The organism is Streptomyces sp. TG1A-8 (genome assembly GCF_030499535.1).
Lineage (GTDB): Bacteria > Actinomycetota > Actinomycetes > Streptomycetales > Streptomycetaceae > Streptomyces.
Window position 1 is genome coordinate 3,123,976 of the sequence record NZ_JASTLB010000001.1, and the last position, 16,464, is coordinate 3,140,439.

16 protein-coding genes are annotated in these 16,464 nt (G+C 72.7%); 9 read left to right on the plus strand and 7 right to left on the minus strand.

All coding sequences use genetic code 11. The features are described 5' to 3' along the window. Nucleotides 1–49: 49 nt before the first annotated feature. A complete protein-coding gene (locus QQY24_RS13445) occupies nt 50–1,243 on the minus strand; it encodes an RtcB family protein (protein WP_301972929.1) in 1,194 nt (397 codons plus the stop codon). 210 nt (nt 1,244–1,453) lie between these two features. On the opposite strand from QQY24_RS13445, the gene QQY24_RS13450 reads away from it, so the two are divergent. The 3 genes from QQY24_RS13450 to QQY24_RS13460 all read left to right on the plus strand — a co-directional run bounded on the left by QQY24_RS13450 (nt 1,454) and on the right by QQY24_RS13460 (nt 4,739). Next, the gene (locus tag QQY24_RS13450; protein ID WP_301972931.1) at nt 1,454–2,302 is read left to right on the plus strand and encodes a DUF3558 domain-containing protein; all 849 of its coding nucleotides are present in this window, start codon (nt 1,454–1,456) and stop codon (nt 2,300–2,302) included. Between the two features lie 109 nt (nt 2,303–2,411). Then, the gene (locus QQY24_RS13455; RefSeq protein WP_301972932.1) at nt 2,412–3,395 is read left to right on the plus strand and encodes a DUF3558 domain-containing protein; all 984 of its coding nucleotides are present in this window, start codon (nt 2,412–2,414) and stop codon (nt 3,393–3,395) included. A 99-nt stretch (nt 3,396–3,494) separates the two neighbouring features. Beyond that, nucleotides 3,495–4,739 carry a DUF2637 domain-containing protein gene (locus QQY24_RS13460; RefSeq protein WP_301972933.1) on the plus strand — a complete coding sequence of 415 codons (1,245 nt, stop codon included), beginning with the start codon at nt 3,495–3,497 and terminating at the stop codon, nt 4,737–4,739. A 106-nt stretch (nt 4,740–4,845) separates the two neighbouring features. On the opposite strand, the gene lysS is transcribed toward QQY24_RS13460, so the two are convergent. Then, nucleotides 4,846–6,588, minus strand: coding sequence for a lysine--tRNA ligase (gene lysS / locus QQY24_RS13465; protein ID WP_301972934.1), 1,743 nt, complete (start codon nt 6,586–6,588; stop codon nt 4,846–4,848). A 152-nt stretch (nt 6,589–6,740) separates the two neighbouring features. Here lysS and argS point away from each other — a divergent pair, with 152 nt between their 5' ends. Together argS and QQY24_RS13475 are read left to right on the plus strand one after the other, a co-directional pair. Continuing rightward, the gene (argS, locus tag QQY24_RS13470; protein WP_301972935.1) at nt 6,741–8,513 is read left to right on the plus strand and encodes an arginine--tRNA ligase; all 1,773 of its coding nucleotides are present in this window, start codon (nt 6,741–6,743) and stop codon (nt 8,511–8,513) included. A gap of 168 nt (nt 8,514–8,681) precedes the next feature. Next, nucleotides 8,682–9,506, plus strand: coding sequence for a DUF4253 domain-containing protein (locus tag QQY24_RS13475; RefSeq protein WP_301972936.1), 825 nt, complete (start codon nt 8,682–8,684; stop codon nt 9,504–9,506). Nucleotides 9,507–9,656: 150 nt separating this feature from the next. Here QQY24_RS13475 and QQY24_RS13480 read toward each other — a convergent pair whose 3' ends face one another. The 4 genes from QQY24_RS13480 to QQY24_RS13495 all read right to left on the minus strand — a co-directional run bounded on the left by QQY24_RS13480 (nt 9,657) and on the right by QQY24_RS13495 (nt 13,177). Further along, entirely contained in the window at nt 9,657–10,013 is a 357-nt protein-coding gene (locus tag QQY24_RS13480; RefSeq protein ID WP_301972937.1) for a DUF805 domain-containing protein, read from the minus strand. Between the two features lie 275 nt (nt 10,014–10,288). Next, a complete protein-coding gene (gene hemB / locus QQY24_RS13485; protein ID WP_301972938.1) occupies nt 10,289–11,281 on the minus strand; it encodes a porphobilinogen synthase in 993 nt (330 codons plus the stop codon). 160 nt (nt 11,282–11,441) lie between these two features. Continuing rightward, entirely contained in the window at nt 11,442–12,419 is a 978-nt protein-coding gene (locus QQY24_RS13490; RefSeq protein ID WP_301972939.1) for a helix-turn-helix domain-containing protein, read from the minus strand. A 320-nt stretch (nt 12,420–12,739) separates the two neighbouring features. Beyond that, on the minus strand, nt 12,740–13,177 hold the full coding sequence (locus QQY24_RS13495) for an ATP-binding protein (protein WP_301972940.1): 438 nt from the start codon (nt 13,175–13,177) through the stop codon (nt 12,740–12,742). A 160-nt stretch (nt 13,178–13,337) separates the two neighbouring features. Between QQY24_RS13495 and QQY24_RS13500 the strand changes: the two genes are divergently transcribed. Both QQY24_RS13500 and QQY24_RS13505 read left to right on the plus strand, forming a co-directional pair. Further along, nucleotides 13,338–14,171 (plus strand): helix-turn-helix transcriptional regulator, encoded by an 834-nt coding sequence (locus tag QQY24_RS13500; protein WP_301972941.1) that lies wholly within the window; start codon nt 13,338–13,340, stop codon nt 14,169–14,171. Next, nucleotides 14,168–14,374, plus strand: a complete 207-nt coding sequence (locus QQY24_RS13505; protein WP_301972942.1) for a DUF397 domain-containing protein — start codon at nt 14,168–14,170, stop codon at nt 14,372–14,374. Before QQY24_RS13500 ends, QQY24_RS13505 begins: the two co-directional genes overlap by 4 nt. A gap of 60 nt (nt 14,375–14,434) precedes the next feature. Here the strand turns inward: QQY24_RS13505 and QQY24_RS13510 are convergent, their stop codons facing one another. Continuing rightward, nucleotides 14,435–15,043: a TetR family transcriptional regulator gene (locus tag QQY24_RS13510; protein ID WP_301972943.1), complete on the minus strand. Its 609-nt coding sequence runs from the start codon at nt 15,041–15,043 to the stop codon at nt 14,435–14,437. Nucleotides 15,044–15,139: 96 nt separating this feature from the next. Here QQY24_RS13510 and QQY24_RS13515 point away from each other — a divergent pair, with 96 nt between their 5' ends. After that, complete coding sequence (locus tag QQY24_RS13515; RefSeq protein ID WP_301972944.1) at nt 15,140–15,571, plus strand: nuclear transport factor 2 family protein; 432 nt, start codon at nt 15,140–15,142, stop codon at nt 15,569–15,571. Further along, complete coding sequence (locus QQY24_RS13520) at nt 15,568–16,464, plus strand: NAD(P)H-binding protein (protein ID WP_301972945.1); 897 nt, start codon at nt 15,568–15,570, stop codon at nt 16,462–16,464. Before QQY24_RS13515 ends, QQY24_RS13520 begins: the two co-directional genes overlap by 4 nt.

Below are 16,464 nucleotides of genomic sequence, written 5' to 3' on the forward strand. Positions count from 1 at the left end.
ACGGCGGGCCGGAACGGTCCCGGCCCGCCGGACGGGGCGGCGAGCGGCGTCAGCCCTTGACGCAGACGACCTGCTTCAGCTTGGCCACGACCTCCACCAGGTCCCGCTGCTGGTCGATGACCTGGTCGATCGACTTGTAGGCGCCCGGGATCTCGTCCACCACCCCGGAGTCCTTGCGGCACTCCACGCCCCGCGTCTGCTCCTCCAGGTCCCTGGTCGAGAACCGCCGCTTGGCCGCGTTGCGGCTCATGCGCCGGCCCGCGCCGTGCGAGGCGGAGTTGAAGGACGCGTCGTTGCCGAGGCCCTTCACGATGTACGAACCCGTGCCCATCGAACCGGGGATGATCCCGTGGTCACCCGAGCCCGCGCGGATCGCGCCCTTGCGGGTGACCAGCAGGTCCATGCCCTCGTAGCGCTCCTGCGCCACGTAGTTGTGGTGGCACGAGATCTCCTGCTCGAAGACCGGCCGGGCCTTCTTGAACTCCTTGCGGACCACGTCCTTCAGGAGCGCCATCATGAGCGTGCGGTTGTACCTGGCGTACTCCTGGGCCCAGAACAGGTCGTTGCGGTAGGCCGCCATCTGCGGGGTGTCGGCGACGAAGACGGCGAGGTCGCGGTCGACCAGGCCCTGGTTGTGCGGGAGTTTCCGGGCCACGCCGATGTGGTGCTCGGCGAGTTCCTTGCCGATGTTCCGGGAACCGGAGTGGAGCATCAGCCAGACCGAACCGTCCGTGTCCGTGCACACTTCGATGAAGTGGTTGCCCGATCCGAGCGTCCCCATCTGCTTCGCGGCCCGTTCCCGGCGGAACTTGACCGGGTCCGCGACCCCGTCGAACCGCCCCCAGAACTCCTCCCATCCCGCGGTGGCCAGGCCGTGGAAGCCGCCCGGGTCCACCGGGTCCCCGTGCATGCCCCGGCCCACCGGGATCGCCTGCTCGATCCTCGACCGGAGCCGGGACAGGTCACCGGGCAGGTCGTTCTCGGTCAGGGACGTCTTGACCGCCGACATCCCGCACCCGATGTCCACCCCCACCGCGGCGGGGCACACCGCCCCCTGCATGGCGATGACCGAACCGACCGTCGCGCCCTTCCCGTAGTGGACGTCCGGCATCACGGCCAGGCCCTTGATCCAGGGCAGGGTGGCCACGTTCTGCAGCTGGCGCAGGGCCACGTCCTCGACGGTCGCGGGGTCGGTCCACAACCGGATCGGTACCCTCGCGCCGGGCATCTCCACGTACGGCATGTCTTCCTCGTTCCCCCGGAATCGACGGCAAAAGGCCCATGGGCGGCATAACGCAAAAGCGGCGCCGAGATCGGTGGAAAGGGACAAGGGACCGGCGTCCACAGCAGTGCGTGCGATACACATTGTCTCCAGGACGCGCCCCGTCGCGGCAAGCGAATAACCGGCGGGGGGCGCCGGACCAGCGAGCGACCCGTCGAGAGGAGCCCGACCGTGCAGCGGAAGGCGTACGTATCCGCGACCGCCGCCCTCCTCGCGGCGGTACTGGCCGGCTGCACGAGCGGTTCCGGGGGCGACGGCCCGACGGACGACGCCAATCCGGGCGACACGGGCACCGCGGCGGCCGCGGCCCGGCCCGGCAGGTACCGCAGCCTCCCCGAGCCCTGCGGCGCGGTCGGCCACGACACCCTCGACACCCTGCTGCCCGGCATCCGGCAGCTCACCGACCCCGTCCAGCAGGACGGGGCGTACCAGGGCGAGGCCACGCTCACCTACAACACCGACCGCAGGGTGGGCTGTCACTGGAAGGTGGAGTCGGCCGACGCCACGGACCGCCTGTCGGTGGACTTCGAGCGGGTGGTGTCGTACGACACCGCGGTCAGCGACGACGACCAGGCGCGCAGGCTGTTCCAGGAGAAGGAGACGGCCGCCGACCTCCCGGAGCCGAGTTCCCCCGCCGCCTCCGCCGGCGGTGCGCCGGCCGGCCCGTCGGCGTCCCCGAGCGGCGGGGGGGCCTCCGCGTCCGCCGGCGGTGCCTCCGCCGCGTCCGGAGCCGGCGCTCCGTCCGGCGGCCCCGGCTCCTCCGGCACCGCGCCGGCCGACCTGCAGCCCCGCGTGCTGTCCGGTCTCGGTGACGAGGCCTACCTCGACGACCGGCTCGACGCCTCCGGGTCGACGGCCGAACAGCGCACGGTGACTGTGGTGTTCCGCACGTCCAACGTCATCGTCACCCTCCAGTACGAGGAGCAGCCGATGGCCACCGGAGCGGTCCCGGACAGCGAGGAGATGCAGGACAGGGCCCGGAACCTGGCCTCCCGGCTGGCCGACGTCCTCAACGGCTGACCGGCCCGCGGACCCCGTGCGTCCCGCCCGCACCACGCGTGACGCGAGCCGCACCGCTCCCCCACCGCGTACCGTGGCCCCGCAGGAACCCGCACGAACACCGAGTGTCATGAGCGAAGGAACCATGCAGCGAGCAGCCCAGCGAGACGACCGTGCCCAGGGGGCACCTTCCGCGCCGTCCAGGCGGTGGGGGGGTGACCAGCGAGCCAAGCGCCTGCGCCGCGCCCTCGTCTGCGCGGCAGCCGTTCCCGCGGTGCTGGTGACCGCCGCCTGCTCCTCGGACTCCGGCGACGACAAGGGCACCGTCGACGCCTCCGCGTCGCCGAGCACCGGCAGCGGCTCCGGGCAGGCCTCGGCCAGCGCGTCGCCGACCGTCCGGGCCGCCGCGTACCGGACGCTGCCCGCGCCGTGCGCGGTGCTGTCGAAGGGGACACTGGCCGACCTGGTGCCGAAGGGCGTCAAGTCCGGCAAGGAGGGCGGCAGCGACGACATCTCCACCCGTTCCTCCTGCTCCTGGAGCAGCCTGGACAACAACGGTGTCAAGGGCTCCCAGTTCCGCTGGCTGAACATCTCGCTCCTGCGCTTCGACTCGGACGCCACCCGCGGCTCCGGCGACGAGCAGGCGCACACGTACTACGCGCAGCAGGTCAAGGACGCGCAGGCCGTGGACGGCGCGAAGAACACCGAGGTGCAGCCGGTCACGGGCACGGGCGACGAGGCGACCGCGGTGCGCTACGACCTGAAGAAGAAGGAAGGCGCCTTCAAGCAGCAGACGGTCGTGGCGCGGGTGGAGAACGTCGTCGTCACCGTCGACTACAACGGCGCCGGTCTGGCGGGCGAGAAGACCCCGGACGCCGGCGACCTGACGAAGGCCGCGCAGCGGGCCGTCAAGGAGGTGGCCGCCTCCGTCGCGGCCGCCAACGGCAAGGGCTCCGGGGCGGGTTCGGCCACGACGACGCCGGCCGCGCCCACGAAGTCGGCCTCGGCGTCCTCGCCGAAGTCCGCGTCCCCGTCGAAGTCGGCCTCCGGGGCGGCGTCGAAGCCCCCCTCCCCCAAGGCCTCGCCGTTGCAGGCGTCCGCCGCGAAGAACTGACCGACAACACGTCCACCGCACACGCGTGCCACTCTGTTGCGCGCAACAACACGCAATGGGAGGGGAGTACGAGTGGCCGCGCCACTGCAGCTGACTCGGATGCACCGTGTTCTCATCGGCGTGGTCGTGACCGGCGCCATGATCATCGCCGGCATCGGCTTCGCCGGCTCGTACGCGGCCGTCCGTGAGCTGGCCATCCAGAAGGGCTTCGGGAACTTCGCCTACGTGTTCCCGGTCGGCATCGACGCGGGCATCTGCGTCCTGCTCGCCCTGGACCTGCTGCTGACCTGGATCCGCATCCCCTTCCCGCTGCTGCGCCAGACGGCCTGGCTGCTGACGGCGGCGACGATCGCCTTCAACGGCGCCGCCGCCTGGCCGGACCCGCTGGGCGTGGGCATGCACGCGGTGATCCCGGTGCTGTTCGTGGTCTCCGTCGAGGCGGCCCGGCACGCCATCGGCCGCATCGCGGACATCACGGCCGACAAGCACATGGAGGGCGTCCGGCTCACCCGCTGGCTGCTCTCGCCGGTCCCGACGTTCCTGCTGTGGCGCCGCATGAAGCTGTGGGAGCTGCGCTCCTACGAACAGGTCATCAAGCTGGAGCAGGAACGTCTCGTCTACCAGGCCAGGCTCCGCTCCCGCTTCGGCCGCGCGTGGCGCAGGAAGGCTCCGGTGGAGTCGCTGATGCCGCTGCGGCTGGCCCGGTACGGCGTCCCGCTGGCCCAGACGGCCCCGGCGGGCCTGGCGGCGGCGGGCATCGAGCCGGCGCTGGTACCGGCGGTGGCGGCCGCGGACGACCGGAGCGCCGGCGCCGTCACCGCCGGCGGGACGCCGGTCCCGCGGCGCACGGCCCCCTCCGGCGAGCAGCGCCCCGAACTGCCCGGCCGCAGGGCCGGGGAGCCGGAGCCCGCCCCGGCCGAGGAGGCGAGCCCGTGGTTCCAGGCTCCCCGCGAGGTGGACTACCACGGCGGCTACGACCCCACGTACGACCCCGGTCCCGAACCGCAGTACGCCCCCGAGGAGGAGTACGGGGACTGGTACGAGGAGCAGCCCCCGGAGCAGTTCCAGCAGCCCTCCCCGGAGGAGACCGGCAGCTTCCCCATCCCGGTGAGCCCCGGCCGCACCCGCGAGCTGGGTGAGGGGGGCGGCTCCGAGCCGGGCGAGGAGGACTACTACCTGGTCTTCCGGCAGTCGATAGACGGCAGTTACCCCACGCCCCGCGTCCTGGGCGACAACATCCAGGCGACGTACGGGACGACGCTGAGCCCCGGCGAGCTGAAGACCCTGGCGGAACGCTTCCAGCAGCGCCACCTGGCGGAGCTGGAGGAGGACCACATCGCGTAGGCGGCGGCGCGCGGACCGCGGCACGGAGACCACGGCGCACGGATGGCGGCGCATGACGAAGGGGCCCCCGCCCGGGGGCCCCTTCGCCGTCACCGTCCGCCCGCGCTCACTCCCCGAGCAGGGTCCGCACCCGCTCCTGCCCCACGGCCAGCAGCAGCGTCGGCAGCCGCGGCCCGGTGTCCCGGCCGACCAGCAGGTGGTAGAGCAGGGCGAAGAACGACCGCTGGGCCGTCTTAATCTCCGGCGGCAGCTCCTTGGGCGTGGCGTCGGCCGGGAAGCCGGCCTGCACCTTCGGCACGCCGTACACGAGGTGGGTCAGCCCGTCGAGGGACCAGTTGTCGGCGAGTCCGTCGAGCAGCAGCCGCACGGACCGCTGGGACGCCTCGTCCAGGGACTTGAGCAGGTCGACGTCGGGTTCGTCGCGCACGACGGTCCGCTGGTCGGCGGGGACGTGCGTGTTGATCCAGGACTCGGCCCGGTCGAAGCGGGGCCGCGCCTCGTCCAGGGAGGACAGCGGGTTGGCCGGGTCCAGCTCGGACAGGATGCGCAGGGCCTGGTCCTGGTGGCCGGCGGTGATGTCGGCGACGGACGCGAGCGTGCGGTAGGGCAGCGGCCGCGGGGTCTTCGGCAGTTCGCCGGAGGCCGTGCCCACGGCCCGGGTGTAGGCGGCGACGTCGGCCGGGAGGGCGGAGCCGTCGGCGACCTTGGCGACGAGCTTGTCCCACTCGTCGTACAGCCGCTGGATCTCCTGGTCGAAGGCGATCTTGAAGGACTGGTTGGGCCGGCGCCGGGCGTACAGCCAGCGCAGCAGCTGCGGCTCCATGATCTTCAGCGCGTCGGCCGGGACGGGCACGCCACCGCGCGAGGACGACATCTTGGCCATGCCGGAGATGCCCACGAAGGCGTACATGGGACCGATGGGCTGCTCGCCGCCGAAGATCCCGACGATCTGCCCGCCGACCTGGAAGGAGGACCCCGGGGAGGAGTGGTCGACGCCGCTCGGCTCGAAGATCACGCCCTCGTAGGCCCAGCGCATCGGCCAGTCGACCTTCCAGACCAGCTTGCCGCGGTCGAACTCGCTGAGCCGGACGGTCTCCTCGAAGCCGCAGGCGGTGCAGGTGTACGCCAGCTCGGTGGTGTCGTCGTCGTACGAGGTGACGGTCGTCAGGTCCTTCTCGCAGTTGCCGCAGTACGGCTTGTACGGGAAGTACCCGGCGGAGCCGGAGCTGCCGTCGTCCTCGGAGGCGGCGCCCGAGCCCTCCTCGGCCTCCAGCTCGGCCTCGTCCACCGGCTTCTGCTGCTTCTTGCCGGCCTGCTTGGGCTTGGTCCGGTACTGGTCGAGGACGGCGTCGATGTCACCGCGGTGCTTCATGGCGTGCAGGATCTGCTCGCGGTAGGCGCCGGAGGTGTACTGCGCCGCCTGGCTGATCCCGTCGAACTCCACGCCCATCTCGGCCAGCGACTCGATCATCGCGGCCTTGAAGTGCTCGGCCCAGTTCGGGTGCGGGGAGCCCTCCGGGGCGGGCACGGAGGTCAGCGGCTTGCCGATGTGCTCGGCCCACGACGCGTCGATGCCGGGGACGCCCGCCGGGACCTTGCGGTAGCGGTCGTAGTCGTCCCAGGAGATCAGGTGCCGCACCCGGCGCCCGCGGCGGCGGATCTCGTCGGCGACCAGGTGCGGGGTCATGACCTCGCGCAGGTTGCCCAGGTGGATCGGACCGGACGGGGACAGTCCGGAGGCGACGACGACCGGTTTGCCCGGGGCACGGCGCTCCGATTCCTCGATGACCTCATCCGCGAAACGGGAGACCCAGTCGGTGGTCTCGGTGCTCTGAGCCACGATCGGCACGTCCTTCTTTCTCCTCGGGCAGCCGGTACGGTCGCACGGCTGGCCCCTCCATTGTCCCAGGCGGTGCCGCGTGCGCGAAAACCGCTTTTCACCGCGTGGGATACTCGGCTTCCGTAGTACGTCCGGAACCCGAGCAGAACGGCAGCCACCCCATGGCCTCGGTCACGTCCCTCAGCGACTCCGTCCAGCAGCACCTCGCGTCCGCCCTCTCGGCCACCCTGCCCGAGGCCGCCGGCGCGGACCCGCTGCTGCGGCGGAGCGACCGGGCCGACTACCAGGCCAACGGGATCCTGGCCCTCGCCAAGAAGGCGAAGGCCAACCCGCGGGAGCTGGCCACCCGGGTCGTCTCCCGGATCGCCACCGGTGCGGTGATCGAGGACGTCGAGGTCTCCGGGCCCGGCTTCCTCAACATCACCGTCGCGGACCGGGCGATCACCGAGAACCTGGCCGCGCGGTACGCGGACGACTCGGGCCGCCTGGGCGTGCCGTACGCGGCTCACCCGGGCACGACGGTGATCGACTACGCCCAGCCGAACGTGGCGAAGGAGATGCACGTCGGCCACCTGCGCTCGGCGGTCATCGGCGACGCGGTCGTCCAGCTCCTGGAGTTCACCGGCGAGAACGTGGTCCGGCGCCACCACATCGGCGACTGGGGCACCCAGTTCGGCATGCTCATCCAGTACCTGGACGAGCACCCGCACGAGCTGGACCACAAGGACGCCCGGGTGTCGGGCGAGGAGGCGATGTCGAACCTCGACCGCCTCTACAAGGCCGCGCGCCGGCTGTTCGACTCCGACGAGGAGTTCAAGACGCGGGCCCGGCGCCGGGTGGTGGACCTCCAGGCCGGCGACCCGCACACCCTCGCCACCTGGCAGCGGTTCGTGGACGAGTCGAAGATCTACTTCTTCTCCGTCTTCGAGAAGCTGGACGTGGAGGTCCGGGACCCCGACATCGTCGGCGAGTCCGGCTACAACGACATGCTGGCCGAGACCTGCCGCCTGCTGGAGGAGTCCGGGGTGGCGGTCCGCTCGGAGGGCGCCCTGTGCGTCTTCTTCGAGGACGTCAAGGGTCCGGACGGCAAGCCGGTCCCGCTGATCGTGCAGAAGTCGGACGGCGGTTACGGCTACGCGGCCACCGACCTGTCCGCGATCCGCGACCGCGTCTTCAACCTCAAGGCGGACACGCTGCTGTACGTGGTGGACGCCCGGCAGGCCCTGCACTTCCGGATGGTCTTCGAGACCGCGCGGCGGGCCGGCTGGCTGGGCGACGACGTCACGGCGCACCAGCTGGCCTTCGGCACGGTGCTGGGCAGGGACGGCAAGCCGTTCAAGACGCGTGAGGGCGAGACGGTCAAGCTGGAGGACCTGCTGGACGAGGCGGTCGAGCGGGCCACGGCGGTCGTGCGGGAGAAGGCCGGGAAGGTGGGCCTGACGGAGGAGGAGATCGCCGAGAACGGCCGCCACGTCGGCATCGGCGCGGTGAAGTACGCGGACCTGTCGACGTCCGCCGTGCGGGACTACAAGTTCGACCTGGACCAGATGGTCTCGCTGAACGGCGACACCTCGGTGTACCTCCAGTACGCCTACGCCCGTGTCCAGTCCATCCTGCGCAAGGCCGGCGAGGCCCGTCCCGCGGCCCACCCGGAGCTGGCACTGGCCCCGGCGGAGCGGGCGCTGGGCCTGCACCTGGACCAGTTCGCGGAGACGGTCCTGGAGGTGGCGGGCTCCTACGAGCCGCACAAGCTGGCGGCCTACCTGTACCAGCTCGCCTCGCTGCTGACGACGTTCTACGACCAGTGCCAGGTGCTGTCCGCCGACAACCCGGCCCAGGTCGTGGAGAACCGCCTCTTCCTGGTCGACCTGACGGCCCGCACCCTGCACCGCGGCATGGCCCTCCTGGGCATCCGCACCCCGGAGAAGCTCTGACCGGCACCGGCGGTTCTCCGGCCCCGGTCTCCTCCCCCGCTGGGGAGGAGACCGGGGCCGCTGCCGTGCACGCGCCGGCCCGCGCCCCCTCCCCGGGTGACCGCCGGGCCGCCCGGGGGCGCGCCCGCGCCAACTCGGTTGTCAGTGGCCACCCTTACAGTCACCCTCATGGCGACTCTTCCCAACCCGCTGCCCAGGCTGGCCACCGACCCGAGCGGGCGTTCGCTCGGGCTGCGACTGCCTCCGGGCCGGCTGCTCGACGCCACCGGCGACGGTCCCTGGCACGAACCCCTGCTGTGGTACGCGCAGAAGCCGGCCGCGCCCGGCACCTGGAAGGCCCTGGGCGCCCCGGCGGCCCGCGTGGGGCTGCTGCCGGTGCTCGTGGACCTGGGCGGTTCCCGGGGCGGCCCGGAGGACTGGGGCCTGCTGCCCGGCGAGGCGTCGTATCCGGGGGACCACGACGCCGAGGACGTCCTCGCGGAGTACTGGGAGGAGGAGACCGCCGACGGTGAAGTCGCCGGGGACATCGAGCCGTTCGGGGACGAGTGGCCCGGTCTGGCGCCGGCGGCCGTCCTGTGCGCCGACCCGGACACCCGTGCCGCCGCGGTCGCCGACGCGCTGGAGGGCGGCCCGCGCGACTGGGTCGAGGAGCCGCACTTCGCCCTGGTGCCGGCCCGCCGCTCGGCCGACGTCCCGGCGGCGATCGGCTGGACCGGTGCGGTGGACTACGAGGGCGACGTGGCCCGGCTCTGTGCGGTCCTGCGCTCCTGGGAGGACCGCTTCGGCGTCCGGGTCGTGGCCCTCGGCCCCGACACCCTCGTCGTCTCCGTGGCGGCCCCGCCGGCCACCCGGGCCGAGGCCGAGGCGGTGGCGGCGGAGCACTTCGCGTTCTGCCCGGACGGCGTCACGCAGAACGGCCCGGACGACGGCACCCTGCGTGCCTACGCCGAGGAGCTGATCGGCGAGCCGGTCTGGAGCTTCTGGTGGGACTGACCGCCACCGTCGCCACCGGGCGCCCGGGACCGGGACCGGGACCGGTGGCGCGGGAGGGGCGCGGCCGTACGGGGGGCCGTATGGGGCCGCGGGGCCGCCCGGACGACGGCCGGGCGGCCCCGGGCGCGGCGCGTGGCCGGCGTCGCGGTGTTACACGAGCACCGGGGCTTCCTTCGGGTTCGGGCCGTACTTGTTCGCGCCCGTCTCGCTGTCCGTGCAGGAGAAGACCAGCAGGGTGATCGGGCCGGCGAGGGGGACCACGCCGAACAGGATCCACCAGCCGGAGCGGCCGGTGTCGTGCAGCCGGCGCACCGTGACGCCCCAGCCCGGCAGCAGGAACACGAGCGCGACGACGACCACGAGCCACGGCGCCTTCACCGCGGCACCGGCGATCGCCACCACGAGGTAGATGATCGACGCGAACAGCGTGAACATCCAGTACTCCTTGCGGCGCGCACGCCCGCTGAACACCGCGTACTTCTTGAACGCCTCGATGAACCAGTTCATTGCATCCCCCCAGGGATCGACATCCGGCCTGTCCGGAACGGATCGGGCCAGACGCAGAGATTAAAGGGTTGGCAAGAAGGCGTCGTTCCGCCGCGGACGCGCGCCGTTCGCCCACCGGGCGGGTTCCGGGCCCCTTTTCCGGGGCAAATCCGCCCATGATCACGGCGTGTTGCCCGGGGGGCGGCCGGACGTTCCCGGAACCGAGTTCGTTCCGTTGCCGAACCGCGGCCGGTCTGCCGCCTTTTCGGTACCGGACCGATCTCCGGCCGTGTCCGTCAGCGCAGCTTTCGCGCCGCCTCGATCGCCCAGTAGGTGAGGATGTTGCGGGCGCCGGCCCGCTTGATGCCGGTCAGGGTCTCCATGACGGCGCGGTCCCGGTCGATCCAGCCCTTCTCGGCGGCGGCCTCGATCATCGCGTACTCGCCGGAGATCTGGTAGGCGGCGACCGGCACGTCCACGGCGTCCGCGACCCGGGCCACGATGTCGAGGTAGGGGCCGGCCGGCTTGACCATGACCATGTCGGCGCCCTCGGCGAGGTCCAGCTCCAGCTCCCGCAGCGAGTCGCGCCAGTTGGCCGGATCCTGCTGGTAGGTCTTCCTGTCGCCCTGCAGCGACGACTCCACGGCGTCGCGGAAGGGGCCGTAGAAGGCGGAGGAGTACTTGGCGGTGTAGGCGAGGATCGCGACGTCCTCGCGGCCGATCTGGTCCAGCGCGTCGCGGACGACACCGATCTGCCCGTCCATCATCCCGCTCGGCCCGACGACGTGGGCGCCCGCGTCGGCCTGCACCTGGGCCATCTCGGCGTACCGCTCCAGGGTGGCGTCGTTGTCGACCCGCCCCCCGGCGTCCAGCACACCGCAGTGCCCGTGGTCGGTGAACTCGTCCAGGCACAGGTCGGACATGACGAGCAGGTCGTCCCCGACCTCGGCCCGCACGTCGCGCAGGGCGACCTGGAGGATGCCGTCCGGATCGGTGCCGGCCGTGCCCAGGGCGTCCTTCTTCTCCTCCTCCGGGACGCCGAACAGCATGATCCCCGAGACCCCGGCCTCCACCGCCTCCAGCGCGGCCTTCCGCAGGCTGTCGCGGGTGTGCTGCACGACCCCGGGCATGGTCGCGACCGGCGCCGGCTCGCTCAGTCCCTCGCGGACGAACGCGGGGAGGATGAGGTCGGCGGGGTGCAGCCGGGTCTCGGCGACCATCCGGCGCATGACAGGGGTGGTGCGCAGCCGACGAGGACGCGTACCGGGAAAAGATCCGTACTTCGTCATACCTTCTACGCTACGCCCGCCCCCACCCCGCCTTTGCCGACGCCCTGTCGGCCCGGGAAGGAAGCGGCGCAACCCGCGAACGCGTCCGACGCCTTCCCGTTCCCCGGTTCCGGCGCGCGGTGCACCGGTCGGCGTTCGGACGGCCGCGGGCGGTGGACGTTCAGGCCGCGCACGTGGTCCCGGTCGCTGGTGCCGTCGCCGCCGTCGGACCGGACCGGCAGTCGCGGCAGTGCCCCGGGGTCGGGGCGCGGAAGGCACGTTCGCAGCCGTCGCAGGTCTGGAAGGGGTGCGGGCCGTGGGCGCGTCCCGCCCCCGGTGCGGTGACCGGTGGGGGCGGCGGCGCGGGAAGCGGCGGGGGCAGGAGTTCGCCCAGGCGGTGGGCGAGCAGGCCGGCCGGGTGTTTGACGACCGGGGGGAGGTCGGCGGTCAGGGCGCGGTGCACGACGGCGGCGGAGGCACCGCTGTCGAACCAGTCGACGACGCCCGGCGCCAGTCTGTTCACGTCCCGGAGGGACAGGGTGAGGCGGTCGTCGGTGCGGCGCAGGCCCGCCAGGAGGGTGACGGCGCTCTCGTGGTGCCGGTCGCGCGGGGCGCGCTCCCGCGGTGGAGGCGGGGGTGCGGCTGCCGCGGGTTCCTCCCCGGGCGTGTCCGCGGCGGTGGCTCCGCGGGGGGACGGGCCGTCCTCCTCGGGCCCCTCCCGTACGTCCGCGACCGCCACGGGGGCGCGGGTGGTGCGGGCGCGGGCGGGTGACGCGGCCACCCCGGCGACGGCGGGGACCGGGGTGTGGTGGACGTAGGTGCGCGTGACCAGGCGGCCCGACTCCGTGTGCTCGCGGACCCGCTCCAGGTAGCCGTGCGCCTCCAGCTCGCGCAGCGCGAAGGCGATCCGGTCGCGCCCCTCGGGGAAGCGGTCCGCGAGGCTGCGGATGTCGACCGGGGTGCCCTCGGGCACCGACATGATGTGGGTGGCCAGCCCGATCGCGGTCAGCGACAACCGGCGGTGCTGGGCGAGGTGGTTGCCCACGACCACGTACCGGCCCGACTGGTACGTGCGTACGTGGGTGACCCCGGAGGGGGTGGCCGATCGCCGAACACCCCGATTCGGGCGCGGCGCGGCGTTAGGCTTCTTCTCAGCCATGGGGAAGGTCCGTTCTTCCTCGGTGGTCAGGCCCTCGCACTGGGATTGCCGTCCCGGCGGGGGCCGATGCATGTGTGGGGTCGTGCGGTCGCCAAGCTGTCGGGGCCGGTGAATGGCCCCGGGGCGAGACTGCACGTCCGAACCGCCGCCACGCCAGCCACACCGACCGGTTTCACCCGCCCGGGTGACCTATGCGAGGTTTGGTTGGTTGGGTTGGTTTTTTCCCAGGGTTCTTTGGTCTTTTTACGGCCCGCGACCCCGGGCCTCGCACCACCGCGCCCCGGGCTTCCGGGCTCCGGCCCGGGGCGCGTCGGCGCGGGTCACCGCAAGGGGGCCAGGTCCATCTCCGCCCACACGGTCTTGCACGGCACCGGTCCGGTCCGCACGCCCCACCGGTCCGCCAACTCCCCCACCAGCAACAGCCCGTAGCCGGACCCGGCGGGTTCCGCGTCCGCGGTCCGGCGGGCGGGCAGCCGGTCGCCCCGGGTGTCCGTCACCTCGACGCGCAGCACCCGGGGCGCGGGGACCGAGAGGGTGAGCCGGAAACTCCGGCCCGGGACCCTGCCGTGCAGGGCGGCGTTCGCCGCGAGTTCGGCCACGACCAGCCGGGCCGGGTCCAGGGGCAGGTCCCAGGCCTGGAGGCGTTCGGCCGCGAGCAACCGGGCCAGACGCGCGCCCCGGCGCGTGGCGGAGAGCGGTACGGAGAACTGGTGCAGCGGGGCGCCCGGCGTGGCGGTCCGCTCGTTTTGCCGATTCACGTCACTCAGCGTGGCGACTCGTGCTTAATCTGTGAACACCGGTGGCCCGTGCGGTCGGTGGCTGTCCGCGGGACGTCCGGTTCCGTCCGGACCGTCCGGGGTGACCGGGCGCGGGCGTGCCGGGTTGGACCGGGAAGGGCGCGACGGGAGGACGGCGCACATGAGCGACTGGGAAGCGGGGCTGGACGACGAGGAGGCCGGTGCCGTGATGCGCACCGTCGTCCGCCAGCTGAAGCTGTGGCGGCAGGCGAAGGGCCTGACCCAGGCCGAGTTCGGGGCGGCCATCGGCTACGGCGAGGAGCTGGTCTCCTCGGTGGAGCGGGGACGGCGCATCCCGCGTCCCGAGTACCTGGACCGCGCGGACGAGGCACTGGCGGCGGGCGGCCGGATCGCCGCGATGAAGAGGGACGTGGAGGAGGTCCGGTATCCGAAGAAGGTACGGGACGTGAAGCGCCTGGAAGCCGAGGCGGTCGAGATCTGCTCCTACAACAACTCGGTCATCGACGGGTTGTTGCAGACGAAGCAGTACGCGCGGGTCGTGTTCGACTCGCGGCGGCCACCGTTCACCGAGGAGGAGTTGGAGCAGCAGATTTCCGCTCGGCTGGCTCGCCAGGAAATCCTAGGCACCACAACGGCCCGACCCCTTTTCAGCTTTGTGCTGTGTGAAGCGACGCTGCGTCGTTTGATCGGGGGCAAGATGGTGATGCGCGGGCAACTCGAACGTCTGTTGGAGGCGACCCGGTTGCGCAACGTCGACCTTCAGATCCTGCCCCTCGACCGGGCGGAGAACTCGGGCATCGACGGCTCGTTCCGACTGCTCAAGCTCAAGGACGGAGCCACCGTGGGACTCAGCGAAGCGCCACTCACGAGCCGCGTGTTCTGCGACCCCAAGGAAACCACCGTCCTCGACATGCGCTACGGGATCATCCGAGCCCAAGCTCTCACGCCACAAGAGTCGCTAACCCTCATCGAGAGAATCCTGGGAGAGACATGACCCTCAAGCCCTCTGGTGGAGACATCTCCGAGCTGGAGTGGATAAAGAGCAGTTACAGCACAGCGGACGGCCCCTCCTGCGTCGAAGTGGCCGCCGTCCCCCGCCGCATCCTCGTCCGTGACTCCAAGAACCCGCACGGCCCCCGTCTCGCCCTCACCCCCGCCGCCTGGGCGACCTTCCTGCCGTACGCCTCCGGGCGCTGACGGCCCCGGCGCGCGGCCCGCGTCCGAGTGCGCGGGTGCGGGCCGCGCCCGCCGCACCGATCACCCCGCCGTCCCCGCTCCCGCCGGAGCCCCGGACCCCAGCACCCGCGCCGCGAACCCCGCCAGCCGCGCCCGCAGTTCCTCGCACCCCGCGCCCCGCGCGCCGGCCAGGTGCTCGACCAGGTCGGCGCGGACGGCGGCGAGCAGGGCGTGGGCGGTGAAGTCGCCGTCGTCCAGGCCGGGGACCTGTTCCAGCACGGTCCGCAGCAGCGTGTGCCAGCGCTCGTAGTGGTCCGCCGTGTAAGGGCTGTCGCTGCTGGCCGCCTCCAGGGCCAGCCCCAGGTGCCGGTGGTCGAACTTGAAGCACAGCAGGGCGTCGAGCAGGGCGGGCACGCGTTCCAGCGGCGGGGTGCCGGGGCCCAGCGGCGGCGGGCCCTGCGCGACGGCCCGCTCCACCGGTTCCAGCCGGGCCGCGTACAGCGCGCGGATCAGCCCGGTGCGGTCGCCGAAGGCACGGAACAGCGTCCCCTTGCCGACCCCGGCCGCCGCCGCGACGTCGGCCATCGTGACGTCCCCGGCGTGCTCGCGGCGGGCGAAGAGGTCGTCGGCGGCCGCGAGGACGGCGGCCCGGTTGCGGGCGGCGTCCTTGCGCGGCTTGCGCTCGGTCATGGTGCGGGCTCCTCCGTTTGCGAACCGGACCGTCGGTCCGTATTGTTTCATTAACCGGACCGTCGGTCCGCATTTTACGTGACGGAAGGATCCCCCATGCCCACGACCACCCTCACCTCACCGGAGGAGCTGTTCCGCCACGGCCTGCGCCTGCTGCTGGACAAGGACATCCCCGCCTGGGTCGCCCTGTGGGCCGAGGACGGCGTCATGGAGTTCCCGTTCGCGCCCGAGGGCTGGCCCCGGCGGCTGGAGGGCCGGGCGGCCGTCGCCGCCTACATGCGCGGCTATCCCGACCACATCGACCTGCGCGACTTCCCCGACCTGCGCGTCCACCGCACCGACGACCCCGGGACGATCGTGGTCGAGATGCGCGGCGTCGGCCGCCTGGTGCGGACCGGCGGCCCCTTCGACATGACGTACGTCGCCGTCGTGACCTTCCGGGACGGCCTGATCACCGCCTACCGCGACTACTGGAACCCGCTCGCCGTGCAGGAGCCCGGCCTCGACTTCACGGGGAGCGCCCGATGACCACCACCGGCGGCGCGCCCGCCCCCGCCGGCTCCTCGCCGGCCTCCGAGGGCACCACCCTGGTCGTCGGCGCCACCGGAACCACCGGCAGCCGCACCGCCGCCCGGCTCCTCGCCGCCGGCCACCGCGTCCGGGCGGCCAGCCGCCGGGGCACCCCGGTGCCGGGCGCGCAAGCGGTCCGCTTCGACTGGTACGACCCCGCCGGCTTCGACGACGCCCTCACCGGGACCGACCGCCTCTACCTGGTCCCGCCCGTGGGCGACCCGGACCCGGCCGCCGCCATGCTGCCCTTCCTGGAACGGGCCCGCGGCCTCGGCGTGCGCCGCGCGGTCCTGCTCAGCTCCTCGGCCGTCCCCGAGGGCGGCCCGGCGGTGGGCGCGGTGCACCGGGCGCTGCCCGGCCTGTTCGACGAGTGGGCGGTACTGCGCCCCTCGTGGTTCATGCAGAACTTCACCGGCGGCCACCTGCACGCCGTCTCGGTCCGCGAGCACGGCGCCTTCGCCACCGCGGCCGGGGACGGCCGCGTCGGCTTCGTCGACGCCGACGACATCGCCGCCGTCGCCGTGCGCGCCCTGACCGACGAGCGGGCGCCCCGCACCGACCTGGTCCTGACCGGACCGGAGGCCCTCAGCCACGACGACGTCGCCGCGATCCTGGGCGAGGTCACCGGACGGCCCGTGACCCACCTCCGGCTGACCCGGGAGCAGCTGCGCGACCGCCTGGCGGAGGCGGCCGGCCTGCCGCCAAAGTTCGCCGCGCTGCTGGCCGACCTGGACGGCACGATCGCCGAGAGGGCCGAGGACCGCGTCACGGACACCGTCCACCGCCTCACCGGACGCCCCCCGCACCGCTTCCGGGACGTGGTGGTCAGGGAGACGGCACGCATCCCGTGA